Source organism: Brevundimonas sp. FV1ye7S (assembly GCF_058680995.1).
On the sequence record NZ_CM178726.1, the window covers coordinates 1,814,756 to 1,841,475 of the forward strand.

Consider the following 26,720-nt stretch of genomic DNA (forward strand, 5'->3'; position numbering starts at 1 on the left):
TTCTGGGTACGGTAGCGAACTCTTTGCCTTCTCGCGCGTTCGGCACCGGTTGGGCTGGGGTGTAGATTGACAGTACAAGTGAAACCGGGCGCTTCCGTAGTCGATTTGGCGGCGGCCTTCGAGGCGTCGCCAAATCCTTATCTTCTGCTTACGCCGGATCTGCGCATCGCCGAGGTCAATCAGGCCTATGTCGAGGTCACAGGCGCTCGCCGCGAGGACGTCCTGGGCCGTCCCCTGTTCACGACCTTCGACGCCGGCCCCGGCGAAGATGCGCCCGAAAACGTGCGTCAGGTCCGGGCGTCCCTCGAAAAGGCGCGCGACACTCGCCAGCGTGATCACCTTGCCGTCGTGCGATACGCCATGCCGCGCAAATTGTCCGACGACCAGGAGGTGTTCGAGGAACGAATCTGGAGCGCGACCCATACGCCAATCCTGAACGGTGATGGCGAGGTCGTGCTGCTTCTTCAGCACACCATGGACATCACCGACCTGTCGCCGGCGATCCGGACAGATGAACCGACAACCGCCCTGGACGCCCTGATCGGTGGATCGGTCCTGCGGCGAGCCCAGTCGGTTCAGGAGGACAATCGTCGCCTGGAGAGCGAGCGCAACCGTCTGGTCGAGATGTTCATGCAGGCGCCGGGGTTCGTGGCCATCCTGACCGGACGCAACCACTGTTTCCAGATGCACAACGACGCCTACAGCCAGTTGATCGGCCATCGCGACATCGCGGGCAAGTCCATACGCTACGCCCTGCCGGAACTGGTCGGACAGGGCTATTACGAGTTTCTGGACACCGTCTTCGAAACGGGCGAGCCCTACGAAGGGCGAGAAAGCCTGGCGAAATTACAAAGGACTCCCGGCGGCCCGCTGGAAACCCTCTATCTCAACTTCATCTATCAGCCGATCCGTGACGAGGCGGGCGCCGTGGTCGGCATCTTCGTTCAGGGCCATGACGTCACAGCCAACGTCCTGGCGACCCAGCGCCAGAAGCTGATGATCGACGAGTTGAACCATCGGGTTAAGAACACCCTCGCCACGGTCCAGTCGATCGCCATCCAGACCGCGCGTTCCCACGTCGACCCCGCCACCTTCGCCGCAACCTTCCAGTCGCGGATACTGGCCCTGTCCCACACCCACGACCTGTTGACGCGAACCCATTGGGAAGGCGCGGATCTGCGGGCGATCCTGGAACACGAGACCGAAGCCTTCGGTCCCACCCGCATCAATCTCAACGGCCCGGCGACGGCGCTGCCCCCCGCCACAGCCCTGTCCCTGGGCATGATCTTCCATGAGCTTGCGACAAACGCCGCCAAATACGGAGCCCTTTCCACGCCCGATGGGCGTGTTCTGATCGACTGGAGTTTGGCCGATCAACGCGACCGAAAGCTGAAGCTTGTCTGGCGTGAAATAGGCGGTCCGAAAGTTACGCAACCGGACAGAAGAGGCTTCGGTAGCCGATTGATTGAACGAAACATTCGCCACGATCTGGCGGGGGAGATCGATCTAGTCTACGCCAGCGATGGATTGATTGCGGAACTGACGGTTCCACTCGACAGGACACCCGCCCCATGACCCAACCTCTAAACGGTCGCCGCATACTTGTGGTGGAAGACGAATCCCTGGTCGCCATGTTGCTCGAGACCATCCTCGAGGACATGGAGTGCATTCCCGTCGGCCCCGCGTCCAATATCGACGATGGTGAAGCCATGGCGCGCGACACTGTCGATCTCGACGCCGCCCTGCTGGACGTCAATGTCGCCGGCCGTCAGGTCTTCCCGGTCGCCGAGGCGCTGAAGGCGCGCGGCGTGCCCTTCGTCTTCTCCACCGGCTACGGCGAAGGTGGATTGCCGGAAGAGTGGCGCGGCGCCACCACCATTCAGAAACCCTTCACCGAGGCCGCCGTTCGAGACGCCCTGATGAAGGTCATGGGCGTCGCCCAGGTCTAGAGATCAGGCGGACCGTCGATCCTTGCAGGGTCGGCGCTTGTCCTGACGCCGTCTCTCCAGCGGCCGTGCAGCATGGGCTTGCCCAGCCAATAGGCCAGTTCTGCGGGGCGCTGGACATCCCAGGCCGCCAGGTCGGCGACCTTGCCGACCGCCAGGGTTCCGATCTGATCTTGCAGCCCCAGGGCCCATGCGGCTTCCCGCGTCGCGCCCGCCAGGGCTTCTTCCGGGGTCAGGCGAAACTGAACACAGGCCAGGTTCAGGGCGTCGGTCATGGACGCGACAGGAGAGGTGCCGGGATTGCAGTCGGTCGCGACGGCCATGCGAACGCCATGGGCGCGTAACAGACCGACCGGGGGCGCCTGGGTTTCGCGCAGCATCAGGAAGGCGCCGGGCAGCAGAACCGCCGTCACCCCCGCCCGCGCCATGGCTTTGATCCCATCTTCCGTCGCGTGCTCTATATGGTCGGCCGACAGGGCGCCGTAACGCGCCGCCAAGGCCGCGCCGCCCCCGTTCGACAACTGATCGGCGTGCAGCTTGAGCGGCAGGCCCAGGGTGCGGGCCTTGTCGAACAGGCGCGCCACCTCCTCGATCGAGAAGGCGATAGGCTCGCAATAGGCGTCCACGGCGTCCACCAGCCCCTCGGCCTGTGCGGCCGGCAGGATGTGATCGACGGCCAGATCGACATAGGCGGCGCGGTTCGCCCGATGCTCGGGCGGAACGGCGTGCAGACCCAGATAGGTGGTGCGCACGCGAACCCCGCCTTCCCGGCCGATGCGGCGGGCGACCCGCAACATCTTCAATTCGCTGTCCTGATCCAGTCCATAGCCCGACTTGATCTCGACCGTGGTTACGCCCGTGGCCTTGAGCCCTTGCAGCCGGTCCATGGCGGAGGCGTACAGTTCGTCCTCCGACGCCGCGCGCGTGGCCTTGACCGAAGCGACGATCCCGCCGCCGGCGCGGGCGATCTCCTCATAGGTGGCCCCGCCCAGCCTCTGTTCGAATTCGCCCGAGCGGTCGCCGCCGAAGACCAGATGCGTGTGACAGTCGATCAGTCCCGGCGTGAGCCAGCGTCCGCCCAGCCGCTCCGTCTCGACCGCCTCCACGGACGGCAAATCCGCGCGCGGTCCGATCCAGGCGATACGGCCGTCGGTGATGACCACGGCGGCGTCGCGGATGGCCCCATAGGCGGCCCCGCCCGGAACCATGGTGGCGGCGTGACAATCGATCAGCAGGCGGTCGGCCTTCATCGGCTCTGATCCTTGGTGTGGGCGGAAGAGAAAAGCGCGACCAGATCATAGCGATCCCCTGGGAACAGCTGACGAACCCGCGTCACGCCCTGGCCGTCGCGCCAGGTCCGCCTTTCGACAGACAGACAGGCCGCGCCGGGCTTGATCTGCAGCAGACGGGCGGTCACGGCGTCGGCCTCCATGGCGCCGATCCGGTTCTCCGCCTCGGTCCAGGGCTCATAGTCCAGAAGCCAGGTTCCAGGCGGAGTGGATTGAAAATCCACCCTTATCGCTTGGGGAGTCACGGCCAGAGCGATCAGTCGATGCTCCAGGGCCAGAGGGATCGCGTCGGCGCTATGCAGACAGGTCAAGGCCAGGAGCGGACCGCCGGCGGCGAGTTCGATTTCAGCACCGCCGTCCGGATCGCGTTCCATCTGGTCCAGCAGCCTGTAGCCATAGGCCTGGCCCCGCTCCATCACCTCGGCTCGCAGATCGGGGATGGCCAGGAAGGCGGCATGGGCCTTGGGCTGGGCGACGAAGCTGCCGGCGCGCCGCCGACGTCTGACCAGCCCCCTGCCCGCCAGTTCCGACAGGGCCTTGGAGACGGTGGCGCGCGAACAGCCGTATTGGGCGGTCAATTCGTGTTCGAAGGGAATGCGTGCGCCCGGCGACAGCTCGCCCGAGAGGATGCGGCCTTCGAGGTCCGCGTAGATTCGGCGGTGCAGCGGCTCAGGCGTCATCCCAGCACCGTGTTCAGGGCCTTGCGGTACCGTGCCTCGATGGCGTCGCGCGCCACATGCCGCCCGTCCCGCACCACCTGCCGCCCCGCCCGCCAGACCGAGGCGACGGCGCCCGCCGGCGCGCCGAAGATCCAGCTGTCCAGCAGGGCGTCGCCCGAACGGCCATGGAAGCCGGCGCCCTGCGTATCCAGGCAAACCAGATCGGCCGATCCGCCGATGACCAGGTCGTTCGCCGCGCCCCCGGCCTGGCGCCCGCCCCCCAGCACGCCTTCGAACAGGGCGCGTCCTGTCGAGCGATCCGCATCCGCCATGACCGAACGGCGCCTCAAGGCCAGCCGCTGGCTGTATTCCAGCATCCGCAGTTCCTCGGCCACGCCGATCTGCACATTGGAGTCGGTCCCCACGCCGAACCGCCCGCCCGCCCGCGCATAGGCGGCGGCCGGAAAGACGCCGTCGCCCAGATTGGCCTCTGTGATCGGGCACAGGCCGATGACGGCGCCCCGTTCGATCACGCCCCGCCACTCCGCCTCGGTCACATGGGTCGAGTGGATCAGGCACCAGCGTGGATCGACCGGGGCGTTGGCGAGCAGCCATTCCACCGGCCGGGCGCCGGACCAGGCCAGGCAGTCTTCGACCTCCCTGGTCTGTTCGGCCACATGGATATGGATGGGCCCATCGCCTGCCAGACCGGGCATGGCGGCCAGCTCAGCCGGGCTGACAGCCCGCAGGCTGTGCGGCGCGACCCCCACCACAGCGTCCGCCATATCGGCGGTCAGGCGGCGGCAACCGTCGGTCAACTCCGCGAAACCGTCCAGATCGGTGATGAACCGTCTCTGCCCCCGGGTCGGCGCCAGGCCGCCAAATCCGGCGTGGGCGTAGAAGACCGGCAGCAGGGTCAGGGCGATTCCGGTCGTCTGGGCCGCCGCGACAATCCGCGCCGCGATCTCTCCCCGGTCCGCATAGGCCGCGCCGGACGGGGCGTTGTGAAGATAGTGGAACTCGGCAACGCGGGTGAAACCGCCCTCGAGCATTTCGGCGAAGGCCAGGGCGGTGATGGCCTCGATCTCTTCCGGCCCGCCCCGATCAAGGAAGCGGTACATCAGGTCACGCCAGGTCCAGAAATCGTCATCGCCTTGCTGGCCCTGGGGACCACGCGCCTCGGTCAGACCGGCCATGGCGCGCTGGAAGGCGTGGCTGTGGACATTGACGACGCCCGGCAAGGCCACGCCGTCTCCTTCGTCCGCGGCTCCGCGGGATACGCCGGTCTCGAGGCTTGAAATCCGACCCTTCGCAATGCCGATCCGCACATCCCGCGCCCAGCCGTCCGGCAAGAGGGCGGCCTCGAACCAGAGGGTGCGATCCACAGGCTGCGACTCAAGGCTCACTGGACAGGTCCGTCTTGTTGCGATCAATATGTCTAGACATAGCACGACGGATGGATTTGGCGAGGGAGGCCGATATGACGCGTGACTGGCTGACCGTCCATGAAGGCTCGGGGCCGCTGGTGATCGGCTTGCCGCACACGGGGACCGAAATCCCGGACGTTCTGATGGCGCGGTTTCGATCCCCCTGGCTGGCGCGCAAGGACGCCGACTGGTGGGTGGATCGGCTCTATGATTTCGCCGTGGATCTGGGCGCAACCCTGGTGCGCACCGCAGTTTCTCGCAGCGTCATCGACGTGAACCGCGATCCATCCGGCGTGTCCCTGTATCCCGGCATGACCACCACGGGCCTCTGCCCGGTCGAGACCTTCGACGGCGAGCCCCTGTATCGGGCCGGCGAAGCGCCCGATGCGGCCGAGATCGCAGAGCGTCGCGCGACCTGGTTTGATCCCTATCATGCCCAGCTGAAGGCCCAGATCGACCGGCTGCGCGCCCGTGGCCCCGTCGTCCTCTATGACGCCCATTCGATCCGTTCTGTCGTCCCGCGGCTGTTCGCCGGCGAGTTGCCCCAGTTCAACATCGGCGACAACGACGGGACCACCTGCGCCCCAGAACTGACCCAGGCCGTCGAGGCCGCCTGCGCGATCAGCGGCTCCAGCCTGATCGTCAACGGCCGGTTCAAGGGCGGCTGGACCACGCGTCACTACGGCTGGCCCCACCTCGGCGTTCACGCTATCCAGATGGAACTGGCGGACCGGGGCTACATGGGCGACCCGGCGAGCCCTTTGTCCCCCGACAACTGGCCCAGTCCCTATGAGCCGGAGCGGGCCGAGCCGATGCGTCGAAACCTGCACCGCGTCCTCACCGCCTGTATCGCCTTCGCCGAGAGCCAGACATGAACCAGCCCAACGCTCGCATCGTCCGAAGCCCGCGCGGCCCGGAAAAGACGGCCAAGACCTGGGCGGCCGAGGCGGCCATGCGAATGTTGATGAACAATCTCGATCCCGAAGTGGCTGAGCGCCCTCAGGATCTTGTCGTCTATGGCGGCATCGGCAAGGCGGCGCGCGATTGGGCCGCCTTCGACAGGATCGTGGAGACGCTAAAGACGCTGGAGGCCGACGAGACGCTTCTGGTCCAGTCGGGCAAGCCGGTCGGTGTTTTCAGGACCCATGCCGACGCCCCGCGCGTCCTGATCGCCAACTCCAACCTCGTGCCCAAATGGGCGACCTGGGAGCATTTCTCGGAACTCGATCGCAAGGGCTTGATGATGTACGGCCAGATGACGGCCGGATCCTGGATCTACATCGGCACCCAGGGCATCGTCCAAGGCACGTATGAGACCTTCATGGAGGCGGGCCGCCAGCACTACGGCGGCGACTGGTCCGGAAAATGGATCCTGACGGCAGGCCTGGGCGGCATGGGCGGGGCCCAGACCTTGGCCGCGACCATGGCGGGGGCGTCCTGCCTGGCGGTGGAATGCCAGCAAAGCCGGATCGAGATGCGGCTGAAGACACGCTATCTTGATGTGGCGGCCCAGAGCCTGGACGAAGCCCTGGCCCTGATCGAAGACGCAAATCGGACTGGAAAACCCATATCTGTCGGCCTGTTGGGAAACGCCGCTGATATCTTGCCTGAAATGGTCAAACGCGGCGTGCGGCCGGATCTGGTGACGGACCAGACCAGCGCGCACGACCTGGTGAACGGCTATCTGCCGGCCGGTTGGACCGTCGCCGAGTGGGAAGACAAGCGGGTCAGCGAACCCGCCTCGGTCGCGGCGGCCGCCCGCCCCTCCATCGTGGCCCACGTCCGCGCCATGCTCGACTTTCAGTCGGCCGGGGTTCCTGTCGTCGATTATGGCAACAATATCCGTCAGGTCGCCTTTGACGAAGGGGTGACGAACGCCTTCGACTTTCCCGGCTTCGTCCCCGCCTATATCCGCCCCCTGTTCTGCCGCGGGATCGGACCGTTCCGATGGGCGGCCCTGACCGGTGATCCGGACGATATTCGCAAGACCGATGCGGCGATGAAGCGGCTGTTCCCGGACAACGCAGGTCTGCATCGCTGGCTCGACATGGCCGGCGAACGTATAGCCTTCCAAGGACTTCCGGCGAGAATCTGCTGGATTGGATTGGGAGACCGCCACCGGGCGGGCCTGATGTTCAACGACATGGTGGCGTCCGGAGAACTGTCGGGACCGATCGTGATCGGCCGGGACCATCTCGACTCCGGCTCGGTCGCCAGCCCGAACCGTGAGACCGAGGCCATGATGGACGGATCAGACGCGGTTTCGGACTGGCCCCTTCTCAACGCGCTTCTGAACACAGCCTCGGGCGCCAGCTGGGTCTCGCTGCACCACGGCGGCGGAGTCGGCATGGGTTATTCCCAGCATTCGGGCGTCGTGATCGTCGCCGACGGCACGCCGGAAGCGGCCCAGCGGCTGGAGCGGGTCTTGTGGAATGATCCGGCGACGGGCGTCATGCGCCATGCGGACGCCGGTTACGACATCGCCCGCGCCGCGGCCCGCGAACACGGCCTGAACCTCCCCAGCCTGAAGGCCTGACCTCCATGACGACCCTGACCCTCGGCCGTTCGCCCCTGACCCTGGCCCAGTTGCGCGGCGTCCTGGACGGCCCCGTGACGGTCGCTGTGGCGCCCGAGGCCTGGGCCGATGTGGACAGGGGCGCCGCGACCATCGCCGCCATCGTGGCCGAAGGGCGCACCGTCTATGGGGTCAACACCGGCTTCGGCCTGCTGGCCAACACCTCCATCGCGTCCGCCGATCTGGAGACCTTGCAGCGGAACCTTGTGCTCAGCCATGCGTGCGGGGTCGGTCCCTTGCTGCCGGACAGCGTGACGCGACTGCTGATGGTGCTGAAGATCGCCTCCCTGTCACGCGGCGCCTCGGGCGTTCGGCGCGAAACCCTCCAGGCCCTGATCGCGCTCGTCAACGCCGACATCCTGCCATGCATCCCGTCCAAGGGCTCGGTCGGGGCCTCGGGCGATCTGGCTCCTCTGGCCCATATGAGCTGCGTCCTGATCGGGGTCGGCGAGGCCCGGCACAAGGGTGAAACCCTGGAGGCCGAGGCCGCGCTTGAGCGGGCCGGGCTCAAGCCTCTGGTCCTGGGACCGAAGGAGGGGCTGGCGCTGCTGAACGGGACACAGTGTTCGACCGCCCTGGCCCTGGCGGGTCTGTTCGCAGCCGAGGCGGTCTTCGCCGCCGGCGTGGCGGCGGGGGCCCTGTCGGTCGACGCCTTGAAGGGATCGGACGCGCCGTTCGACGCCCGCATTCACGCCCTTCGGGGTCAACCCGGTCAGATCGCCGTGGCCGCACGGCTCAGGACCCTGATGGCGGGTTCGGCCATCCGCGACAGCCACCGCGACGACTGCGCCAAGGTGCAGGATCCCTATTCGCTGCGCTGCCAGCCTCAGGTCATGGGGGCGGTGCTGGACGTCCTGGCCACGGCGGCCGCCACGCTGGAACGTGAAGCCAACGCCGTGACCGACAATCCTCTGGTCTTCATTGAGGACGGGGATGTCATATCAGGTGGAAACTTCCACGCTGAACCTGTTGCTTTTGCTGCCGATCAGATCGCCATGGCCCTGTGCGAGATCGGCAATATCTCCGAACGCCGGACCGCCATCCTGGTCGATCCGAAGATGAGCGAACTGCCGGCCTTCCTGGTCAAGGAAAGCGGCCTGAACTCGGGCTTCATGATCGCCCAGGTCACGGCGGCGGCCTTGGTCGCCGAAAACCGGATGGTGGCCCATCCGTGCAGCGTGGACACGGTTCCCACCAGCGCCAATCAGGAAGACCATGTCTCGATGGCGACCCACGGCGCCAGGCGGCTGCTGGACATGGCCGAGAATACGGCGACCGTGGTCGGAATCGAGTTGCTGGCGGCGGCCCAGGGGCTGGAATTCCATCGCCCCCTGACCAGTTCGCCCCTGCTGGAACAGGTCGTCACCGTCGTGCGTGAAGCGGCCGCGCCCTACGCCAGCGACCATTATTTCGCGCCGGATATCGCCAGGGCCACCGACGGCGTGCGCGCGGGACGGTACCGCCTCTTCGCGCACGACCTGCTGCCGTCCGCATAGGTCGCTGACCTCTATTCGTCCAGCGGCTGAAGCGGCGCCCGGCGCAGGGCTGAAAGATTAGCGGAATTCGTGCAGAAGCAGACGGTTCTCAACTGGCGCATGACCAGTTGGAAGTGGGCAACCACCGCCTCCGTCGACACCATCGCCGCCGACAGGACGCCGGCGGCCTGACCCGCGATGTCGGCCCCAAGGCGGATCGCGCGCGCGACGTCCAGACCGTCGCGCACGCCGCCCGAACCGATCACGACCGCGTCTGGACAGGCCCGGCGCACATCAACGATGGCCCGCGCCGTCGGCATGCCCCAGTCGCCAAAGGCGGCGGCGTGGGCCCTGTCGGCGGGATCCGTCGCCCGCTCGCCCTCGATGAGCGCCCAGTTCGAACCGCCCGCGCCGGCGATATCCACGGCGGCGGCGCCCATGTCGATCAGACGGCGCGCGGTTCGGCCCGACAGGCCGGCTCCGGTCTCCTTGACCACCACAGGAACCTCGACCCTGCGGATCAGAGCCTCCAGTGCGGCGCCGACGCCCCACCAGTCGCGATCGCCTTCGGGCTGACAGGCTTCCTGAAGCGGGTTCAGATGGACGATCAGGGCGTTCGCCCCGATCATGTCAATCACCCGCCGCGCCTCGTCCAGACCGAACCCCCGCGTCAGTTGCGCCGCGCCGATATTGGCCAGGATGGGGGTGTCGGGCGCCCGGTGGCGCAGCCCCATGTCCAGGCCGCCGCTGGCCCCCTCTTCCAGAGCCGTGCGTTGGGACCCGACCGCCAGGGCGATTCCCAGGTGCTGGGCCGCCTCGGCCAGACGGGCGTTCACGGCCTCGGCCCGCGCCGGACCGCCGGTCATGGCGCTGATCAGCAGGGGCGCCTTCAATCGTCGCCCCAGGAAGTCGGCGCCCAGGTCGATCTTGTCGTGATCCAGATCCGGCAGGGCCTCATGCACGAACCGGATCGCGTCGAACCCGGCGTCGCGGGCGTGCCGACCACGCCCGGACAGCACCACGTCGAGGTGCTGATCCTTGCGGCCAAGGGCGCCGGGCGAAATGGCGTCGGTCATGGGGTTCGCCTAGGACCGGATCGTGGCCCGGATGGGGCGGTCAGGGCTGGCGTTCGACGGTCAGGGCATAGGCGCCCGTCTCATTCGGGCCCAACGACCGGGCTCGGACGACGAACCAGCCGTCTTCCGGCGCGGTCCAGTCCAGCTTGGCGTGGGTGTCCGAAAGACCGTCGTCGTCCGTGGCCAGGCTGGTGAAGTCCTCGCCGTCCTCGCCCAGGTCGATGAAGGCGTCGAAGGCGTTGGAGACCAGGGTGATCCGCAGTTTCTCGTCCTTCTTCGCCTGGAACCGATAGGCGTCGTAATAGGCGCCACCATCAATCAGGGCGTCGGAAAGGCTCAGTGTGCCGCGCGCCGTCGCGCCGACCAGAATACTGCCCGGCTTGGGCTCCGGGCCGCGATCGATCAACGCCAGCGAATAGAGCCCCTTCCCCTCGTTCGACAGCGGAGAGGCCCGCAGGATGTAGTCGCCGGACGACGGCAGGGTGAAGTTCAGACGCGAATCCGTGCCCTCGCCCAGCCCGTCGTCATCGCTCGACAGGGCGGAAAACTCGCCGTCGGCGGCGCTGATCTCGAGATAGGCGTCGAAATCGCCGGATCGCAGCACGGCCTGGACGCGCTGGCCTTCCTGGCCGGTGAAGACATAGGCGTCATAGTGTTTGCCCTCGTCGTTCTGGGGCTTTTCGGGCGTGATCTCGCCCTCCACGGTCTGACCAAAGGTGATCGCAGACGGCGCAGGGGGCGGGGCGACTTGGCTGATCTTGAGGGTGAAACGGCCTTCGCCGTCATCGCCCAGGGCGCGCGCCTCGATCACATAGTCGCCGGCTGTCTCCAACGTCCGGACGATACGAGAGTCAGTGCCGGAACCGGCGCCGTCGTCGTCCTGATCCAGGACCGAATTGTCCGACGCCTGGCGCAGGGTCAGATAGGTGTCGAAATCCTTCGACGACATCTCGATGGCGACGCGCTGGCCCGCCTCAGCCGCGAACCGATAGAATTCGGCGCGCTGGCCGTCGTCGTTCAGTCCCGTCTCATCGTTCAGATTCCCGTCAATGCTGTCGCCGACGGCGATGGGCTTGGCCGGCGGCGCAGGCGGCGCTTCCGACAGGCCCAGGGTGTAGGCGCCCTCCCCATCCCTGATGGCGGTGACGCGAATCAGATATTCCCCAGCCGTCGGGGCGGTAAAGACGAGGCGCGAGTTCAGTCCGTCGTCGGGTCCATCGTCGTTCTGAGCCAGTTCGGCGAAGTCGGCCCCGTTCATCCGGCCGACGCGAACCAGTGGATCGAAGGCCTCGGACTCCAGGGTGACGATCACCCTCTGACCTGCAGAGGCGCGGAAGCTGTAGGCGTCGTAACGGCCGCCGTCTTCCTGTTCCGGATCACGGTCCGTCAGCGTCCCGACTCGCTCATCACCGACGCGAAGGCCGACCGGACGCGGTGCGCGCGGGGGCGCGGGGCGTTCGCGCAGGGACAGGCTGTAGTCCCCGCCTTCCAGCCCGGCCAGGGTGCGGGCGCGCAGAACATAGGTCCCGCTGGTTTCCGGCGTGAAGCGCAGCCGGGCGTCCGTGCCTTCGCCCAGGCCGTCGTCATCTTCGGCCAGCGGTTCGTCGCCGCCTTCGGCATAGATGGCCAGATAGGCGTCGAAAGCGTCGGACCTCAGCACCGCCTCCAGCCTCTGCCCCGCACGCGCCTCGAATCGGTAGGCGTCATAACGATAGGCGTCGTCGCCGGTCGTGGCCGCGTCCGTCTCGGTCAATGCGCCATCCACCGCAGCCCCGATGCGCAGGCCCTGTACGTCCTGAGCCAAGGCGGGCGAGGCGGCCCAGACGAGGGCAAGGGCGCTGGCGGCGGCGACGAGGGACGAACGCTTCATCAAGAACACTCCGGAGTTTGTCGCGGATCATAGACGCCGAACCATGACGGCTGTAAATCGCCGCATCCTCATCCCCCCGGAGTCTTCCCCATGTCAGCCGAGCCCGCACGCGCGACCCTGATCGACGGCAAGGCCTTTTCGATCGACCTGGTGGACCGCGTCGCCGCCGCCGCCGCGCGTCTGGAAGCCAGCCAGGGCGTCAAGCCGGGCCTGGCCGTCGTCATCGTCGGCGAGGATCCCGCCAGCCAGATCTATGTTCGCAACAAGGGCGAGACGACCCTGCGCGCGGGCATGCGGTCCGACACGCACCGTCTGGACGAGACCACGACCCAGGACGAGCTTCTGGCCCTGATCGCCCGTCTGAACGCCGACGCCGGCATCCACGGCGTCCTGGTTCAGCTGCCCCTGCCGAAACACATCGATTCATCGGTCGTGCTGGACGCCATCGATCCCGACAAGGATGTGGACGGCTTCCACGTGGTCAACGCCGGACGCCTGGCGGTCGGCCTGCCGGGCCTGGTCCCCTGCACCCCCCTGGGCAGTCTGATGCTGCTGAAGGACCAGTTGGGCGATCTGACGGGCCTGAACGCAGTCATCGTCGGCCGGTCCAACATCGTCGGCAAGCCGATGGCGCAACTGCTGCTGGGCGAAAGCTGCACTGTCACCATCGCCCATTCCAGGACCCGCGACCTGCCTGCCCTCTGCCGCACCGCCGACATCCTGGTCGCCGCCGTCGGCCGGCCGGAGATGATCAAGGGCGACTGGATCAAGCCGGGCGCGACCGTGATCGACGTCGGCATCAACCGCGTTCCCTCGGCCGACCCGGTCAAGGCGGCGGAGGGAAAGACCCGCGTCGTCGGCGACGTCGCTTTCAAGGAAGCCGTCGAGATCGCCGGGCGCATCACCCCCGTCCCCGGCGGCGTCGGCCCCATGACCATCGCCTGCCTGCTGGCCAACACCTATTCGGCGGCCTGTCGCTCAATCGGCGTCGAACCGGAGCCATTGGACGCTTGAAGCGTTGCGGTCCTGAGGCGATAGTCGCCGCACCGGCGCAATCGCCGACAGGGGAAAATCCATGGCTCGCTTCAACGCTCGCGCTCTGGCTCTGACGACCGTTCTCGTCGCGGCGCCCGCCGTCACCGGCTGCGGCTACAACACTATTCCGACCAAGCAGGAACGGGCCGAGGCGGCCTGGGCCGACGTCCAGGCCCAGTACCAGCGTCGCGCCGACCTGGTGCCCAATCTGGTCGCCACCGTCCAGGGCGCGGCGATCCAGGAACGCACCACCCTGACGGACGTGATCAACGCCCGCGCCCGCGCCACCTCGGTCAATGTCTCGGCCGCCGACCTCAGCAATCCGCAGGCCTTCCAGCAATATCAGCAGGCTCAGGGCCAACTGTCCGGCGCCCTGTCGCGCCTGCTGGTCTCGGTCGAGGCCTATCCCCAGCTTCAGGCCAATCAGAATTTCCTGACCCTGCAGTCCCAGCTGGAAGGCACCGAAAACCGGATCACCATCGCGCGCCGCGACTACAATGAGGCCGTGCGCGACTACAACACCACCCTGCGCACCTTCCCGAACGTGATCTGGGCCAAGACGGTGCATAGCGGATCGCAACCGATGCAGTTGTTCACCGCCACGGCGGAGGCCCAGTCGGCGCCCCAGGTGAACTTCAACCTGAACGGCGCTCCGGCCGCCACGCCCGGCGGCGGCGCGGCGCCGGTCGCGCCGGGCTCGACCCCGCCCGCCCCGTGAGCCTTCGTCCCGTTCGGAAAGGACGTCCAGCGGGCGTCATGACGGCTCTGTTCAGTCTGATGGCCGTCCTGCTGTTCGCCTTGCCGGCGACGGCGCAGACGAAGCTCGACTTTCCGCCCCTGTCCGGACGCGTGGTCGATCAGGCTGATCTGCTGGATACGGCGACCGAACAGGCGCTGAGCGACAAGCTGGCCGCGTTGGAAGCCCGATCCAGCGACCAGTTGGTGGTGGTCACGGTCCGCAGCCTGCAGGATCAGGAGATCGAGGACTACGGCTATCAGCTGGGCCGGGCCTGGGGCATCGGACAGAAGGAGGGCGACAACGGCGCCCTGCTGATCGTCGCCCCGACCGAACGCAAGGTGCGGATCGAAGTCGGGTACGGGCTGGAGCCGATCCTGACCGACGCCTTCTCGTCCATGGTCATCCGCGACGACATCCTGCCGGCCTTCCGCGACGGCGACTATCAGACAGGCGTCGTCAGGGGCGGGGACGCCTTGATCACCCAGCTGGAGCTGGATCCGGCCGAGGCCCAGGCGCGGGCGGCGGCCGCGGCGACCGAACCAGAGGGCGCGGGCGGCGCGGTGATCCTGCCTGTTGTCCTCATCGGCTTGATCTTCATCATCTTTTTGGTCGGCGCGATCGGTTCGGGCGGACGCGGGCGTCGTCATCGTCGCGACGGCGTCACTCCCATACTGATCTGGGCGGCGTCGGAGGCTTTGAGAAACGCCGGTCGAGGGGGCGGCGGGGGCGGCTTCGGCGGCGGCGGCGGAGGATTTGGCGGCGGCGGCGGAAGTTTCGGCGGCGGCGGAGCTTCGGGAGGATGGTGATGCGGTTTACCGAAGACGACCGCGCGCGGGTCGCCGGCGCCATCGCCTCGGCCGAGCGCGGCACCTCGGGCGAGATATTCTGCGTCGTCTCGCGCGGGGTCTCGTCTTACGCGGATGTCAGCCTGGCCTGGGCGGCCGCCGCGGCCCTGCTGGCGCCGACTGCGCTCATCCCGCTGGGCTTCACTCTGTCCTGGCCGCTCGGCGACGGTTGGGAAGCCGCCCACGTCACGGCCCAGGCCGTCGGCGTCGGTCAAGCCCTGGCCTTCTACGCCCTGGTCCAGGCGGTGATCTTCGTCGCGGTCTTCCTGCTGACCCGCATCCCGCCGGTGCTCCGTTGGATCACGCCGCGCAGTCTGCGTCAGGCCCGTGTGCGCAAGGCGGCCCTGCAGCAGTTCCTGGCGCATGGCGTCCACGTCACGCGCGAGCGAACCGGGGTGCTGATCTTCGCCGCCCTGAAAGAACATCAGGTCGAACTGATCGCCGACGAACTGATCCACGAGAAGGTCGATGAAGGGGTGTGGGCCGACGCCGTCGCCGCCCTGACCCGTCAACTGAAGGCCGGCCGACCGGTCGCCGGCTTCGAGGCGGCCATCGACCAGTGCGGCCGGGTTCTGGCGGCCCATTTCCCGCCCCGCGCCGACAATCCCAATGAACTGCCGGATCATCTGGTCCTGCTTTGATCGTCGCACAGGGGTCGCAATCGGCGGCCAAAAGGCCTAGCCGTCCGCTGGATTCGGACACGTCCCTGGGAAATCATGCCCCGCCTTCTGACCTATAACGTCCATCGCTGCGTCGGGACGGACAAGCGTCTGGATGTCGATCGCATCGTCGCCGTGATCGGCGAGCACGAAGCCGACATCGTCTGCCTTCAGGAGCTGGACGTGGGCCGGGCCCGCACCGGCAAGGTGGATCAGGCCGAAGCCATCGCCGAAGGCCTGGCCATGACCTCGCGGTTCCATCCGGCCATGAGGGTCGAGGCCGAACTGTATGGCGACGCCATTCTGACGCCGCATCCGGACAAGCTGATCCGCGCCGACGCCCTGCCCACGGTGCGCGGCATCCCCGGCCTGGAGCCGCGCGGCGCCATCTGGTCCGAGATTCAGATCGACGGCGTCGGGGTCAATGTGCTGACCACCCATCTGGGCCTGGTCCCGCGTGAACAACGCCTGCAGGCGGCGGCCCTTGCGGGCGACGGCTGGTTGGCCGGCTGCACCGGCCCCACCCTGCTGGCAGGCGACTTCAACGCCACTTCCATCACCCGGCCCTACCAGACGCTGGCGCGCCGCTTGGGCGATTGTCAGCGCCTTTTGAACCTGAAGCCGTCGGTCAAGACCTTCCCCTCGGGCTTCCCCGCCATCCGTATCGACCATTGTTTCGTCAGCCCGGAGATCCGCATCACAGGGGTCAAGGCGGACTTCTCGCCCCTGGCTCGGGTCGCCTCGGATCACCTGCCGCTGATCATCGACTTCGAGATCGTCCAGCCGTCCCGCTAGGACGAGGCCCCTAGCCGGGGGCCTGGCCGCCTTCCGACGCGGGCCGCGTGCGGTGCGAACGGTTCAGCCTTTTCCAGGGCCGCCAGGCGTCGGTCGATGAGGTGGGGTCGCCCAGTTGCCATTCGGCGAAGATCCGCTGGATCCGCGTCGGCGGATCCGAACCCAAGGACTTGAGCCGGTCACTGCCGAAACTGCTGATGGCCGCGCCCGTCGACCCCAGCACCCCCTCCACAGCCGCAAAATCCTGAGCTGGGACGCCGATCCAGTGACCGATGGTGCGATGGCGATGATGGACGATGACCGCGCGGCCGGCCGCATCGGTCGGCTCGACCGCGACGTCGCATTCGGTGTCCAGCCCCATCGACCGGTTGTTCAGGTTGGACGATCCAATCCGCAACAGCCGATCATCGATGATCGACACCTTGGCGTGAACGATGATGCGGTCGCCCTCCGCCGTCAAAGGCGCGAAGGCGAAGAACCGATTGTATTTGTCGGCCTGTTCAAGCCGGTACAGCACCTCGGCGCGGGCCGTATCCATGGTCATGCTGTCGAACCAGCTGGGGCTCTTGCCGGTAGAGACGACAACCACTTCCGGACCGTCGACCTCGGCCAGGCGCTCGGCCAGGGCGGCGGCGATGATCGGCGAGGTGAAATACTGGTTCTCGAAATAGATCAGTCGTTTCGCTCGCCGGATCGCCTCCAGGTGCAAGGCCTCGTTTTCGCGCACCTCGTGGCGGCCGCTCCACTTGGGTTCGGTGCGGGCGACGCCGACCGGCGCCTCGGTCATCTGCACCGGCACGCCGTCAGGCCAGGGATCGCTCTCGACCTCGTCCGGCACGGTCCGTTCCCAGGTCGCCTTGAACCAGCGTTCGCGCGCCAGATCGCCCAGAGCGCGCGCGGCCGGCCCATCCATCACGCACATCACCTCATGGCGGGCCTTGCAGATCACGCCGTTCGGCAGGGCGCGACGCGGATCTCCGTCCAGATGTTCGACGGAATCCCAACGATCCGTCGAGATGTCGCCCCCGCCGCAGAAGGCGACGCGGTCGTCAATGACGATGACCTTCTGGTGGTGACAGGCCCCGATGGGGCCAGGCGCGTCCATGCGGAACTCGACCATCCGCTTGCGGAACCAGCGCTGGGCGCGGTGGGGATAGAAGCCCTGGGACGCGGCAATCAGCAAAGGCGACTTCCAGATCAGCAGCCGGACGTCCAGGTCCGGCTTGCGCTTCACCAGCATGCGCAACTGGTGGCCGATCTCATGCTGTCTTTCGCCGGGCCGGGTCTCCGGGTCCAGGTGGGTGCGGGGGTCGAACTGCCAACCCAGGACAACGATCGACCGTTCAGCTTTCTGGAGGGCGGAGGACAGCGCGTCGAAATAGGTTTCGTTCTCCATCAGGATGGAAAACCTGTGCGCGATCTCGCTGCGCCAGACGCCCGCTCCGGGGGTCAGCAGACTGCCGTCATAGCTGTCGCCGTCTTGGGTCATTCAGCCTGCCTGCCCGATTCGCATGACACCGCGATGCGGACGCCCTCCTCTTCTCCGTTTCATGCACGCCACGCCCGGTCAATCTTTACGCGGCGGGATTGTGACGTTCGCCAAACAGGCGCATAAAACAATCGGCCATGGGGGCTGTTGGAGACGCCGTCTATGCAGGCGCTGGTGGAACTGATCGCTGGCTTCATCGCATTGCTGGCGGCTGCCGTACTGTCGCAGTTCGGCGTCGACATCCATTCGTCCCAGCCTGCGGAACGCGAAGTCCATCGCAGCGCAGACTGCCGTCCGGACAAGTCCGCCGCCTTCAGCGCAGATACCAGGCGCGATTGCTGATCGCGAACAGTCCACGTCTGTTGAATCTGTACGGCTTGGACCTTGGGTTTTGACCCGCTAGGGTCGAATCGGCGCGTTCTCGCGCGCCACGCGCATGAATCGAGCTCGACGCCTGATGAAATCCCGTAACCGGCCGCCGCTTAAACTGACCAACGACGAGGCCGTCCCGCCCCTCGAGATGCCGGACACGCCTGCGTCTGACGTCGAGATCGAGGTCGAGGTCGGGCCGACGCCCGAGATTGAAGCCGAGCCGCATGCGGAGTTGGAGCCCCTGCCCGTAAGGCCGCCCGAACGGCCCATGTCCGAACGACGCCGCCGCCGTCTGGCGGAAGAGGCGCGCCAGGCCGAGGAACGCGCCGCCGCCGCTCTGAAACCCAAGCCGGAGCCCCTGCCCGAGGCCGAGCCTGCCCCGCCGCCTGCCGAATCCCTCGACGTCGTCCCGGCCGTGGCGCCGGAGATCGATCCGGAACCGACGTTTGAATCTTCCGCCGCTGTCGAGATGGCCGTGGCCGCAGGCAAGCCCCCGGCGCCGTTCGAGCTGTCGTCGCCTCAAACCCTGAGATCAAGCGTTTCCGCGCGTGCTGCAGCGACCGCGAGCGGCCGGACCGCCTATCTGATCGCCGTCCTGGCCTCGGCCCTGTGGATCGGCGGCGTCGCTTCATGGGCCGCGTATGAGTTCGGCTCCGGCGCGGCGGACCTGGATCCGTTGCGCTTCGCCATCTACGCCCTGATGGCGCTGGCGCCGGCCGGCCTCGCCATAATGTTGGCCCACGCCGTACGTCAGGGCGCCGGTCTGGCCGCCGAGACACGGCGCGCCCGCGATATGGCCGAGGCCCTGGTCGCGCCGACCGCACTGGCCGCCCAGCAGACCGGCCAGGTGCTGAATTCCCTGCGGACCGATATCGACCACGCAGCCCTCGCGGCCGAACGCGCCCGCAACGACATGGTCCTGTTGCGCCAAGCCCTGGCCGAGGAGACGGATCGCCTGAACGCGGCCGCCGAGAACGCCGCCCGCACGGCGCGTCGCCTGACCGAAAACCTCGCTCGCGAGCGTGATCAGATGCAGACCTTGGGCGTCCATCTCGACAGCCAGGCCACAGGCGTCATCGATGCGGTCGAGCGGCAGTCGCGAATGGTCGCCGACGCGTCCGACCTGGCCCAGGCCCAGCTCCGCGAGGCCGAGGCCGCCCTTGCGGCTCGCGCCGCCGATCTGGCCGCCGCGGCCGGCGAGGCCCAGGACGCCGCCCGCGTCGCCGCCGACGACCTGGCCCGCCAGACCATCCGGCTGGAAAACGCCGGCTCCGGCGTGGCCGAACAGATCCAGTCGGTCGAACAGGGGCTGAGCCAGCAGCGGGCCGCCCTGGTCACGGCCGCCTACGCCCTGCGCACCGATCAGGAAGACTTCTCCGCCCAGGTCGAGAGCCAGCGGGCCCAGTTCGTCGAAAATCTGTCGGCGACACGCACAGCCGCCGATGAAATGGGCCGGACGTCTCAGACCTCGATCGAAAGCCTGCGCGAAATCCTGGAAGCCGCCGGCGACCAGTTCCGCGCCCTGGTGGACATGTCCCAACGCGAGGCCGACGGTTTCGACGCCGCAACCAAGGTTTCGCTGGATCGGTTCGAGGCCCTGGCCGCCGACGCCCGCGACACCCTGATGGAGGAAACCCGCCGGGCGCTGGAACAGATGCGCGCCACGGCCGAAGATTCCCGCGCCGCCGCCGCCGACGCCGCCGAACAGGCGCGACTGCGCGCCGACCGGCTGGGCGAGGCCTTGTTCGAGGCGGCCCAAAAGGCCGATCAGGCCGCCGACGCCCGTATCGAGGACGCCCGTCGCATCGTCGGCGAGACCTCGGGCCTGGTGGACGAGGCCGGCGAGCGGATGGTCAAACGGCTGGAAAACCTGGTGGACCGCCTTAACTCCGCTCTGTCCGAGATCGACACCGCCGTCGCCGATGTGGACGAACGCGCCGCGCGTCTGCCGGAACAGGCGCGCGCCCGCGTCGACGCCGTCCGCGCCAGCGTGGAGGAAGGCCTGGCCTCCCTCGCCGCCGCCTCGCGCAAGGCCGCCGAAGACACGGAGGCCCTGGATGTCGGCTTCCAGGAACGGGTCCGCCGCAACTATGACATGCTGACCGAGGCCGTGCGCCTGATGGGGGTGGTCTCGGGCGACGCCCCGACCGGCCGGATTCGCGAGCTTCCGCCTGAGCCGGAACGCCATCGGCAGCCGCGAAGCGCCACGCCGACCGAGCCCTCGCCGGAAGACAGGGCGGCCGACAGAGGCTTCGGGCTTCGCAATCGTCTGCGTCTGGCCCCGACGGAAGCGCCGCGCGCTGCGCCTGCGCCGGACGCCGGCCTCGACTGGAACGATCTGGTGTCCGGCGGCCGCGACGATCCGCCTCTGGATCTGGACACGCCGACGGCCAGCCCTGCGGAAACCGCCGCCCTGTCGGACCGGGTCGCGGCCGCGATCCGCCGCATGGGCGTCGATCCCAATGCGCTCCTGCCCCGTTCACGCGTGGAAGAGGCGGCGCGTCTGCTGGGCGACGGCGACGCCGACGGCGCGCGTCGCATCGTGCGCCGTGTGGCGCCGGCCGCCGTCCGCAGCGTCTCGCGCCGTGTGCTCAGCGACCCCGAACTGCGCGCCGACGCCGAGCGTTATGTGGCCGTCTTCTCTCAGGACATATCCACCTACGCGCGCAGCGGCGACGCTCAGGCCGTGCAGAACCGCCTCGCCTCTGACGGGGGTCGCGCCTTCATGCTGTTGGACGCGGCCGTTGGAGACCTCGGTTGAGGCTTGACGGCGGACCCAAGTTCGAGCCACCTGCCTCGGTCACGAAAACGTCACGCGGTGGGCGGGGTTTAAGGTCGAAATGACGAACGAGACCGAAGGCCCCAACCGGCCTGACCGACGCCCCGGAATCGCGATCTGCACCTATGACGGCGATTCCGGCTGGGATCTGGTCGAGGATCTTTCCGGCGAAGCCTGGAGTCCCCCGGGGGCCCGCACGATCCGGGTGTCCATGGGCGATCCGGACGCCCTCGCCGACACCTTGGGCGCGGATCTGAAAGACGGCCGCTGCCGCGCCGTTCTCCTGGTCGGTCGCACGCACAAGGGCGCCGCCTTCCGCATCCAGATGCGGGCTGAAAACAGGGCCTTGGACCGAAAGGACCGTCTGTCTGTCACCGGTCCGGGCGTGGCCCGCACCACCGCTCCCGTCGCCGACATCCTGCGCGCCCTTCATGCCTCCGGCCTGCCCGCCGAGGCCTCGTCAGAGGCTGAGGACGATGCGGGCTCCTATCTGCTCTATCGCATCCTCGCCGACCTCGACGATGGACCGCACACCCCCGCCGTGGGCCTGTTGCGGACTCCCGCGTCCGCGGATGAGACGGCGGTGAAGAAGGCGGTCAAGGCCGCCGCCTCGATCATGGCCGGCCATATGGCCCTGTCGCCTCGAACCTAGCCCGAGCAACCAGCATCGGCTTCAAGGCCATGACGGCGATCAGGCCCAATCCGGCCAGGCCGGCCATCGCCAGATATCCGCCCGCGCCATAGGCGTCGTACAGCGGACCGCTCGCCAGGGTCGCCAGACCGATCAACACCCCCGCCGACAGGGTCGAACTCAGGGTCTGGGCCGCCGTCTGGCTGTCGCGTGGGGCCAGCCGTTCGATCAGTTCGATCCCGGCCAGATAGCTGGCCGCAAAACTGAGGGCGTGCAGCGCCTGGAGCGGCCACAGGATCCACAACGGGGGCGCCGCCGCCATCAGCCCCCAGCGCAGCACGGCCGCCGTCGCAGCGAGCGCCAGCAGCGGCCAGGCTCCAATCCCGCGCCGACGACGCCAGGGATCGACAATCCACATGAAGCCGATCTCGGCCGCCACGGCGAAGGCCCACAACAGCCCCGTCAGATGCGGTTCAATCCCCTGCCCCCGCCAGACAATCGCGGAGAAACCATAGTAGAAGGCGTGGGCCGCCTGCACCGCGCCTATGGCGACCAGGGCCGTCACCAAAACGGGATCTTTCAACAGTCGCCCCATGCCCCGAAACCGATCCCAGCCGGGGATCGGAGGGCCGTCATGCACCGGCTCGGCGGGCAGCACCCGCCAGGCCACGACCGCTATGCCCAGACAGGCCAGGATCACGCCGACGATGACCGCCTCGGGCCCCGTCGCCCGCAGGATGAAGCCCACGGCGATATTGGTCGCGACAAAGGCGGCGGAGCCGAAACCGCGCGGCACGGCGAAGCTGAATCCTTCACGACGGGCCAGCCTCAGGGTGAGAACGTCCGTCAGGGGGATGATCGCCGCCGCGCCTGTCGCGCCGATGAACCAGCAGACCGCCCAGGCTGCGAATCCTTCGGACAGACCCGCCGCTCCGTATCCCAGGCCGGCCAGGGCGGCGAGAAGGGCTATGGGCGTGCGGCGATAGCGGAAGCCGTCGGCCCAGACGGCCAGGGCAGGCCCCGTGATCAGCCGTCCCAGCATGGGGGCGGCCAGAAGGACGCCGATCTCCGCCCCGCTCAGTCCCTGGGCGCGCATCCAGAGGCCGGCGTATGGCAGGCTGACGCCCAATCCGCCGAACATCAGGACATATTGCAGCGCCGCGCGCGATCTGGATCCCAATTCCATCGCCCGCGCATAGCAGACTTCCCGGATTCGTCAGGCTAGGTTCCTTGCATGACACCGAGTCGCAATCTGATCGTCTTCGCCGCCCTGAACGGGGCTCTTGCCGTCGCCCTGGGCGCCTTTGCGGCCCATGGCGCCGGGCCGCAGGTCAAGACGCTGCTGTCCACCGGCGCCCATTATCAACTGGCCCACGCCGTCTTCGCCCTGGCCTGCACCCTGTGGACCGGCGGCGGTCGATGGGCGCGGATCGCCGGCTGGCTGGGCGCGGCGGGCGGACTTGTGTTCTCGCTCGCCCTGGCCTTCGTCGCCCTGCTCAGTCTGCCCGTCATGGGCGCCGTCGCTCCGATCGGCGGCCTGCTCATGATCGCCGGTTGGCTTTGCCTGGCCTTTGCGGCATTTCGTCCCTAACCCTCAGTACGGCCGCATACGGGCCCAATAGAAAGACCTCGCAAGCATGGCCTTCCCCACGCCCGTCGAGCCGCGTCGCGAACTCTACCCCGAGATCGAACCCTTCGCCTCAGGCTGGATGACCACCGACGGCGTCCACGAAATCTATTACGAGGAAAGCGGCAATCCGCAGGGCCGGCCGGTTCTGGTGCTGCACGGCGGACCCGGCGGCGCCGTCAATCCCGGCATGCGCCGCTATTTCGATCCGGCCCAGTATCGGATCATCATGTTCGATCAGCGCGGCTGCGGCCAATCCCGCCCCCACGCCTCGCTGGAAAACAACACCACCTGGACCCTGATCGAGGACATTGAGCGGCTGCGGGAACGGTGCGGCGTCGACAAATGGGTGGTGTTCGGCGGGTCCTGGGGCTCGACCCTGTCCATGGCCTACGCCATCACTCATCCTGAGCGCGTCCTGGCCCTGGTTCTGCGCGGCATCTTCCTGCTGACCAGGAAGGAGTTGCACTGGTTCTATCAGGACGGCGCCTCGATGATCTTCCCGGACGCCTGGGAAAGGTTCGTCGCCCCCATACCCGAAGCCGAACGCGGCGACCTGATGGGCGCCTATTACAAGCGGCTGATCGGTGACGACGTCGCCGACCGCGAACGTTGCGCGGTCGCCTGGTCTAGTTGGGAAGGCGAGACGGTCAGCGTCGAGGGCCCCAACGCCAGGCCGGACAAGTTCGCCGAACCCGAATTCGCGGTCGCCTTCGCCCGGATCGAGAACTGGTTCTTCACCAACGCGGGCTTCTTCCCCGAGGATGGCTGGATCGTGAAGAATGTGGACCGGATGCGCCACATCCCCTGCTGGATCGCCCAGGGCCGGTTCGATGTCGTCACCCCGATCGCCAGCGCCTGGTCCCTTCACCGAGCCTGGCCCGAGGCGAAGCTGGACATCGTCGCCGACGCCGGCCACGCCTCGTCGGAGCCGGGCATTGTCGACAGCCTGGTCCGCGCCACAGACTGGGCCGCCGGACTCTGATCTCAGAAACGGGCGAATGACGGCGCCGGGCAGGTTCGTCCCGCCCGGCGCCGTTCGTCGTCAGGCCGCGTCCACCAGCACGACCTCGGCGTCCGAGATCGCCCTGACGGTCACGACATCCTCCTGGGCGATCGCAGCGCCGTCGCGGGCGTTCAGGCGAACGCCATTGACTTCGATCTCGCCCTTGGCCGGAACCAGATAGGCGCGGCGGTTCGATCCCAGGGCGTAGTCGGCGCTGTCGCCGGCGTTCAGGGTCGCCGCCACGATCCGGGCGTCGGTGCGGATCGACAAGGCGTCCGCATCACCTGCAAAGCCCGAGGCCAGGACCACGAACTGGCCCGAACGTTCGCCTTTGGGGAAGGGTTTGGTGCCCCAGCTGGGCGCCTCGCCACGCTTGGTCGGCTCGATCCAGATCTGGAAGATCCGGGTCAGATCGGGCTCGGCGTTGTATTCCGAGTGACGGATGCCGGTGCCCGCGCTCATCACCTGGACGTCCCCGGCCACGGTGCGGCCCTTGTTGCCCAGGCTGTCCTCATGGGTGATGGCCCCGTCGCGGACATAGGTGATGATCTCCATATCGGCGTGCGGATGGGGCGGGAAACCGGTGCCGGCGGCGATTTCATCGTCGTTCCAGACCCGCAGATTGCCCCAGCTCATCCGCTTGGGATCATAATAGTTGGCGAAGGAGAAGTGATGCTTGGCGTTCAGCCAGCCATGGTTGGCGCCGCCCAGCGATTCAAACGGTCTACGCTCGATCATCGGTCTATCCTCAGGCCGGGCCGTCCCGGCGTCATTGACTTGACGCCAAGATAGATATCGACGACCGAACAGAAATAGAAACACCTGAAACTCATCGTTTCCAACGCAGAGGCCGCCATGTCCCGCCTGCCCGACCTCGAGGCCATGGCCATCTTCGCCAAGGTGGCGGAGGCCCAGTCCTTTTCCGGCGCGGCCGACGTAATGGGAATGTCCAAGGCGACCGTGTCCAAGGCGGTTACACGGCTGGAGCAGCAGCTGAAGACCACCCTGCTGCACCGGACCTCGCGCCGCTTCTCCCTGACCGACGCGGGTCGGACCCTGGCGGCGCGCGCGGGCCTGATGCTGGCCGAGGCCGAGGGGGCGGTGTCGGAGGCCCTGGACATGTCGGTAACGCCGCGCGGCCTCGTGCGGGTGGCCGCCCCCATGTCCTTTGGCATGGCCTATGTCGCCCCCGCCCTGCCCGAGTTTCTGGCCACCCATCCCGACGTCTCTGTCGACCTGCATCTGTCGGACGAGGTGATCGACCTGGTCGGCGGCGGATTCGATTGCGCCCTGCGCATCGCCACCCTGCCGGATTCCTCCCTGACGGCGCGTCGCCTGAGGCCTGTCGAGCGCCGGCTGGTGGCCTCGCCGGACTATCTGGCCCAGCGCGGCCGCCCGACCCATCCGCACGATCTGGAACGTCATGCCTGTCTCGGATACGCCTATATGCCCACCCCCGACGTCTGGCGGTTCATCAATGACGCGGGGGAGGAAGTGTCGGTCCGACCGCGCGGCCCGCTTCGGGCCAACAACTCAGACGCCTTGACCGCCTCGCTTTGCGCGGGCCTGGGAGTCTTCCCTCAGCCGGACTTCATCTACTGGAAGGACGTCGCCGACGGTCATCTGGACACGGTGATGAGCGACTGGCGACTGGCGCCCATCGCCCTGCACCTGGTCGCGCCGGGCGGCGGGCCGCGACCGGCGCGGGTCACGGCCCTGATGGACTATCTGGCCAGACGGTTCAGCGGCCCCCTGTGGCCCGGTGATACGGTCGGGCGCTGACGCCTCAGCCGCACTTCACCTGCTGGATCACGCCCGACGCCTCGTCATAGACGAAGTTCACCCGGTTCTCGCGATAGTCCATGGTCGCGGCGCAGGTGGTGCACAGCACCCTGAAGCTCTGCCCTTGCGGCGCGGCGGGCAGCGTCGAACGATTGCGCCCGACATAGGCCTGGTAATCCTCGACCCTGCAGGCCTTGAAGGCGGTCTCGCCGCCCGGCGCTGGGGGCGTTGCGGGCGTTTGGGCGCAGGCCGACAGCGCAAGTCCGGCGGCCATCAGGGAACTCAGGATGAAGGCGGTCTTCATGGTCGTCTCCGGGGTCCGTCACGGCCTAGCCGCAGCGGACCTGTTCGATGATGCCGGTGTCGGCGTTGTAGAAGATGTTCAGCCGATAGGCCGAATAGTCCTGGCTGACAGGACAGGTGGTGCAGGTGACGCGGCGGTTCACCACATCCACCGGCACGGGAATCTCGGTCCGGGACTTGCCGACCAGATACTGCATCTCGCCGGCCTTGCAGATGTCGGTCGTCTGGCCGGTCGGCATACGGCTGCCGACGGGCGGGTTCAGCTGGGCGCGTTCGACCGTGCGGGGCGCCGGCTGGTCGGCGACGGGCGTCGAACAGGCCGCCAGCAGACCCAGTCCCAC

General features: G+C 67.6%; 26 protein-coding genes. 16 read left to right on the top strand and 10 right to left on the bottom strand.

The features are described 5' to 3' along the window. Positions 1–78 precede the first annotated feature (78 nt). Positions 79–1,575, top strand: coding sequence for a sensor histidine kinase (locus ACW18C_RS08740; protein ID WP_492070512.1), 1,497 nt, complete (start codon positions 79–81; stop codon positions 1,573–1,575). Further along, on the top strand, positions 1,572–1,949 hold the full coding sequence (locus ACW18C_RS08745; protein WP_035308891.1) for a response regulator: 378 nt from the start codon (positions 1,572–1,574) through the stop codon (positions 1,947–1,949). Before ACW18C_RS08740 ends, ACW18C_RS08745 begins: the two co-directional genes overlap by 4 nt. On the opposite strand, the gene hutI is transcribed toward ACW18C_RS08745, so the two are convergent. The 3 genes from hutI to ACW18C_RS08760 are packed head-to-tail and all read right to left on the bottom strand — an operon-like array spanning position 1,946 to position 5,300. Continuing rightward, positions 1,946–3,196 carry an imidazolonepropionase gene (gene hutI / locus ACW18C_RS08750; RefSeq protein WP_492070513.1) on the bottom strand — a complete coding sequence of 417 codons (1,251 nt, stop codon included), beginning with the start codon at positions 3,194–3,196 and terminating at the stop codon, positions 1,946–1,948. The genes ACW18C_RS08745 and hutI overlap by 4 nt on opposite strands. Then, positions 3,193–3,915, bottom strand: a complete 723-nt coding sequence (gene hutC, locus ACW18C_RS08755) for a histidine utilization transcriptional repressor HutC (RefSeq protein WP_492070514.1) — start codon at positions 3,913–3,915, stop codon at positions 3,193–3,195. Before hutC ends, hutI begins: the two co-directional genes overlap by 4 nt. Then, entirely contained in the window at positions 3,912–5,300 is a 1,389-nt protein-coding gene (locus tag ACW18C_RS08760; protein ID WP_492070515.1) for a formimidoylglutamate deiminase, read from the bottom strand. Before ACW18C_RS08760 ends, hutC begins: the two co-directional genes overlap by 4 nt. A gap of 74 nt (positions 5,301–5,374) precedes the next feature. Between ACW18C_RS08760 and hutG the strand changes: the two genes are divergently transcribed. From hutG to hutH, 3 genes are read left to right on the top strand one after another with little or no spacing between them, the layout of a single operon-like run. After that, complete coding sequence (gene hutG, locus ACW18C_RS08765) at positions 5,375–6,196, top strand: N-formylglutamate deformylase (protein WP_492070516.1); 822 nt, start codon at positions 5,375–5,377, stop codon at positions 6,194–6,196. Further along, complete coding sequence (hutU, locus tag ACW18C_RS08770) at positions 6,193–7,857, top strand: urocanate hydratase (RefSeq protein ID WP_492070517.1); 1,665 nt, start codon at positions 6,193–6,195, stop codon at positions 7,855–7,857. The genes hutG and hutU overlap by 4 nt, the downstream gene beginning before the upstream one ends. Before the next feature lie 5 nt (positions 7,858–7,862). Continuing rightward, positions 7,863–9,392, top strand: coding sequence for a histidine ammonia-lyase (gene hutH / locus ACW18C_RS08775; RefSeq protein ID WP_492070518.1), 1,530 nt, complete (start codon positions 7,863–7,865; stop codon positions 9,390–9,392). Between the two features lie 11 nt (positions 9,393–9,403). Here the strand turns inward: hutH and fni are convergent, their stop codons facing one another. Together fni and ACW18C_RS08785 are read right to left on the bottom strand one after the other, a co-directional pair. Beyond that, the gene (gene fni / locus ACW18C_RS08780) at positions 9,404–10,447 is read right to left on the bottom strand and encodes a type 2 isopentenyl-diphosphate Delta-isomerase (protein ID WP_492070519.1); all 1,044 of its coding nucleotides are present in this window, start codon (positions 10,445–10,447) and stop codon (positions 9,404–9,406) included. A 40-nt stretch (positions 10,448–10,487) separates the two neighbouring features. Beyond that, entirely contained in the window at positions 10,488–12,317 is a 1,830-nt protein-coding gene (locus ACW18C_RS08785) for a PPC domain-containing protein (protein ID WP_492070520.1), read from the bottom strand. Between the two features lie 90 nt (positions 12,318–12,407). Here ACW18C_RS08785 and ACW18C_RS08790 point away from each other — a divergent pair, with 90 nt between their 5' ends. The 5 genes from ACW18C_RS08790 (at position 12,408) to ACW18C_RS08810 (ending at position 16,390) form a co-directional block, all read left to right on the top strand. Continuing rightward, complete coding sequence (locus tag ACW18C_RS08790; RefSeq protein WP_492070521.1) at positions 12,408–13,331, top strand: bifunctional methylenetetrahydrofolate dehydrogenase/methenyltetrahydrofolate cyclohydrolase; 924 nt, start codon at positions 12,408–12,410, stop codon at positions 13,329–13,331. Between the two features lie 61 nt (positions 13,332–13,392). After that, on the top strand, positions 13,393–14,070 hold the full coding sequence (locus ACW18C_RS08795; RefSeq protein WP_154726525.1) for a LemA family protein: 678 nt from the start codon (positions 13,393–13,395) through the stop codon (positions 14,068–14,070). Between the two features lie 38 nt (positions 14,071–14,108). After that, positions 14,109–14,897, top strand: a complete 789-nt coding sequence (locus tag ACW18C_RS08800) for a TPM domain-containing protein (protein ID WP_492070522.1) — start codon at positions 14,109–14,111, stop codon at positions 14,895–14,897. Beyond that, positions 14,897–15,577 carry a TPM domain-containing protein gene (locus ACW18C_RS08805; RefSeq protein ID WP_492070523.1) on the top strand — a complete coding sequence of 227 codons (681 nt, stop codon included), beginning with the start codon at positions 14,897–14,899 and terminating at the stop codon, positions 15,575–15,577. Before ACW18C_RS08800 ends, ACW18C_RS08805 begins: the two co-directional genes overlap by 1 nt. Before the next feature lie 75 nt (positions 15,578–15,652). Then, positions 15,653–16,390, top strand: a complete 738-nt coding sequence (locus ACW18C_RS08810) for an endonuclease/exonuclease/phosphatase family protein (RefSeq protein ID WP_154725394.1) — start codon at positions 15,653–15,655, stop codon at positions 16,388–16,390. Between the two features lie 10 nt (positions 16,391–16,400). On the opposite strand, the gene ACW18C_RS08815 is transcribed toward ACW18C_RS08810, so the two are convergent. After that, positions 16,401–17,879: a phospholipase D-like domain-containing protein gene (locus ACW18C_RS08815; RefSeq protein ID WP_492070524.1), complete on the bottom strand. Its 1,479-nt coding sequence runs from the start codon at positions 17,877–17,879 to the stop codon at positions 16,401–16,403. A gap of 162 nt (positions 17,880–18,041) precedes the next feature. Between ACW18C_RS08815 and ACW18C_RS08820 the strand changes: the two genes are divergently transcribed. From ACW18C_RS08820 to ACW18C_RS08830, 3 genes are all read left to right on the top strand, one after another. Continuing rightward, entirely contained in the window at positions 18,042–18,221 is a 180-nt protein-coding gene (locus tag ACW18C_RS08820) for a hypothetical protein (protein ID WP_008260729.1), read from the top strand. Positions 18,222–18,336: 115 nt separating this feature from the next. Further along, a complete protein-coding gene (locus ACW18C_RS08825; RefSeq protein ID WP_492070525.1) occupies positions 18,337–21,012 on the top strand; it encodes a tipN in 2,676 nt (891 codons plus the stop codon). A gap of 79 nt (positions 21,013–21,091) precedes the next feature. After that, positions 21,092–21,682: a C15 family peptidase gene (locus ACW18C_RS08830; protein ID WP_492070526.1), complete on the top strand. Its 591-nt coding sequence runs from the start codon at positions 21,092–21,094 to the stop codon at positions 21,680–21,682. Here the strand turns inward: ACW18C_RS08830 and ACW18C_RS08835 are convergent. Beyond that, on the bottom strand, positions 21,645–22,847 hold the full coding sequence (locus ACW18C_RS08835) for an MFS transporter (protein WP_292147709.1): 1,203 nt from the start codon (positions 22,845–22,847) through the stop codon (positions 21,645–21,647). The genes ACW18C_RS08830 and ACW18C_RS08835 overlap by 38 nt on opposite strands. A gap of 48 nt (positions 22,848–22,895) precedes the next feature. Between ACW18C_RS08835 and ACW18C_RS08840 the strand changes: the two genes are divergently transcribed. Together ACW18C_RS08840 and pip are read left to right on the top strand one after the other, a co-directional pair. Continuing rightward, complete coding sequence (locus ACW18C_RS08840) at positions 22,896–23,252, top strand: DUF423 domain-containing protein (RefSeq protein ID WP_492070527.1); 357 nt, start codon at positions 22,896–22,898, stop codon at positions 23,250–23,252. Positions 23,253–23,298: 46 nt separating this feature from the next. Beyond that, a complete protein-coding gene (pip, locus tag ACW18C_RS08845) occupies positions 23,299–24,273 on the top strand; it encodes a prolyl aminopeptidase (protein WP_008260638.1) in 975 nt (324 codons plus the stop codon). A gap of 60 nt (positions 24,274–24,333) precedes the next feature. Here the strand turns inward: pip and ACW18C_RS08850 are convergent, their stop codons facing one another. After that, positions 24,334–25,032, bottom strand: coding sequence for a pirin family protein (locus ACW18C_RS08850; RefSeq protein WP_154725398.1), 699 nt, complete (start codon positions 25,030–25,032; stop codon positions 24,334–24,336). A 117-nt stretch (positions 25,033–25,149) separates the two neighbouring features. On the opposite strand from ACW18C_RS08850, the gene ACW18C_RS08855 reads away from it, so the two are divergent. Further along, entirely contained in the window at positions 25,150–26,076 is a 927-nt protein-coding gene (locus ACW18C_RS08855) for a LysR family transcriptional regulator (protein WP_492070528.1), read from the top strand. 4 nt (positions 26,077–26,080) lie between these two features. Here ACW18C_RS08855 and ACW18C_RS08860 read toward each other — a convergent pair whose 3' ends face one another. Both ACW18C_RS08860 and ACW18C_RS08865 read right to left on the bottom strand, forming a co-directional pair. After that, positions 26,081–26,380, bottom strand: a complete 300-nt coding sequence (locus tag ACW18C_RS08860; RefSeq protein ID WP_008260357.1) for a hypothetical protein — start codon at positions 26,378–26,380, stop codon at positions 26,081–26,083. A 25-nt stretch (positions 26,381–26,405) separates the two neighbouring features. Next, positions 26,406–26,720, bottom strand: coding sequence for a hypothetical protein (locus tag ACW18C_RS08865; RefSeq protein WP_008259400.1), 315 nt, complete (start codon positions 26,718–26,720; stop codon positions 26,406–26,408).

Bases quoted from the DNA above. Each gene is read 5' to 3' on its own strand.
- ACW18C_RS08745 (WP_035308891.1), top strand. From the start codon at position 1,572: ATGACCCAACCTCTAAACGGTCGCCGCATACTTGTGGTGGAAGACGAA.
- hutI (WP_492070513.1), bottom strand. From the start codon at position 3,196: ATGAAGGCCGACCGCCTGCTGATCGATTGTCACGCCGCCACCATGGTT.
- hutC (WP_492070514.1), bottom strand. From the start codon at position 3,915: ATGACGCCTGAGCCGCTGCACCGCCGAATCTACGCGGACCTCGAAGGC.
- hutG (WP_492070516.1), top strand. From the start codon at position 5,375: ATGACGCGTGACTGGCTGACCGTCCATGAAGGCTCGGGGCCGCTGGTG.
- hutU (WP_492070517.1), top strand. From the start codon at position 6,193: ATGAACCAGCCCAACGCTCGCATCGTCCGAAGCCCGCGCGGCCCGGAA.
- hutH (WP_492070518.1), top strand. From the start codon at position 7,863: ATGACGACCCTGACCCTCGGCCGTTCGCCCCTGACCCTGGCCCAGTTG.
- fni (WP_492070519.1), bottom strand. From the start codon at position 10,447: ATGACCGACGCCATTTCGCCCGGCGCCCTTGGCCGCAAGGATCAGCAC.
- ACW18C_RS08785 (WP_492070520.1), bottom strand. From the start codon at position 12,317: ATGAAGCGTTCGTCCCTCGTCGCCGCCGCCAGCGCCCTTGCCCTCGTC.
- ACW18C_RS08790 (WP_492070521.1), top strand. From the start codon at position 12,408: ATGTCAGCCGAGCCCGCACGCGCGACCCTGATCGACGGCAAGGCCTTT.
- ACW18C_RS08795 (WP_154726525.1), top strand. From the start codon at position 13,393: ATGGCTCGCTTCAACGCTCGCGCTCTGGCTCTGACGACCGTTCTCGTC.
- ACW18C_RS08800 (WP_492070522.1), top strand. From the start codon at position 14,109: ATGACGGCTCTGTTCAGTCTGATGGCCGTCCTGCTGTTCGCCTTGCCG.
- ACW18C_RS08805 (WP_492070523.1), top strand. From the start codon at position 14,897: ATGCGGTTTACCGAAGACGACCGCGCGCGGGTCGCCGGCGCCATCGCC.
- ACW18C_RS08810 (WP_154725394.1), top strand. From the start codon at position 15,653: ATGCCCCGCCTTCTGACCTATAACGTCCATCGCTGCGTCGGGACGGAC.
- ACW18C_RS08815 (WP_492070524.1), bottom strand. From the start codon at position 17,879: ATGACCCAAGACGGCGACAGCTATGACGGCAGTCTGCTGACCCCCGGA.
- ACW18C_RS08820 (WP_008260729.1), top strand. From the start codon at position 18,042: ATGCAGGCGCTGGTGGAACTGATCGCTGGCTTCATCGCATTGCTGGCG.
- ACW18C_RS08825 (WP_492070525.1), top strand. From the start codon at position 18,337: ATGAAATCCCGTAACCGGCCGCCGCTTAAACTGACCAACGACGAGGCC.
- ACW18C_RS08830 (WP_492070526.1), top strand. From the start codon at position 21,092: ATGACGAACGAGACCGAAGGCCCCAACCGGCCTGACCGACGCCCCGGA.
- ACW18C_RS08835 (WP_292147709.1), bottom strand. From the start codon at position 22,847: ATGGAATTGGGATCCAGATCGCGCGCGGCGCTGCAATATGTCCTGATG.
- ACW18C_RS08840 (WP_492070527.1), top strand. From the start codon at position 22,896: ATGACACCGAGTCGCAATCTGATCGTCTTCGCCGCCCTGAACGGGGCT.
- pip (WP_008260638.1), top strand. From the start codon at position 23,299: ATGGCCTTCCCCACGCCCGTCGAGCCGCGTCGCGAACTCTACCCCGAG.
- ACW18C_RS08850 (WP_154725398.1), bottom strand. From the start codon at position 25,032: ATGATCGAGCGTAGACCGTTTGAATCGCTGGGCGGCGCCAACCATGGC.
- ACW18C_RS08855 (WP_492070528.1), top strand. From the start codon at position 25,150: ATGTCCCGCCTGCCCGACCTCGAGGCCATGGCCATCTTCGCCAAGGTG.
- ACW18C_RS08860 (WP_008260357.1), bottom strand. From the start codon at position 26,380: ATGAAGACCGCCTTCATCCTGAGTTCCCTGATGGCCGCCGGACTTGCG.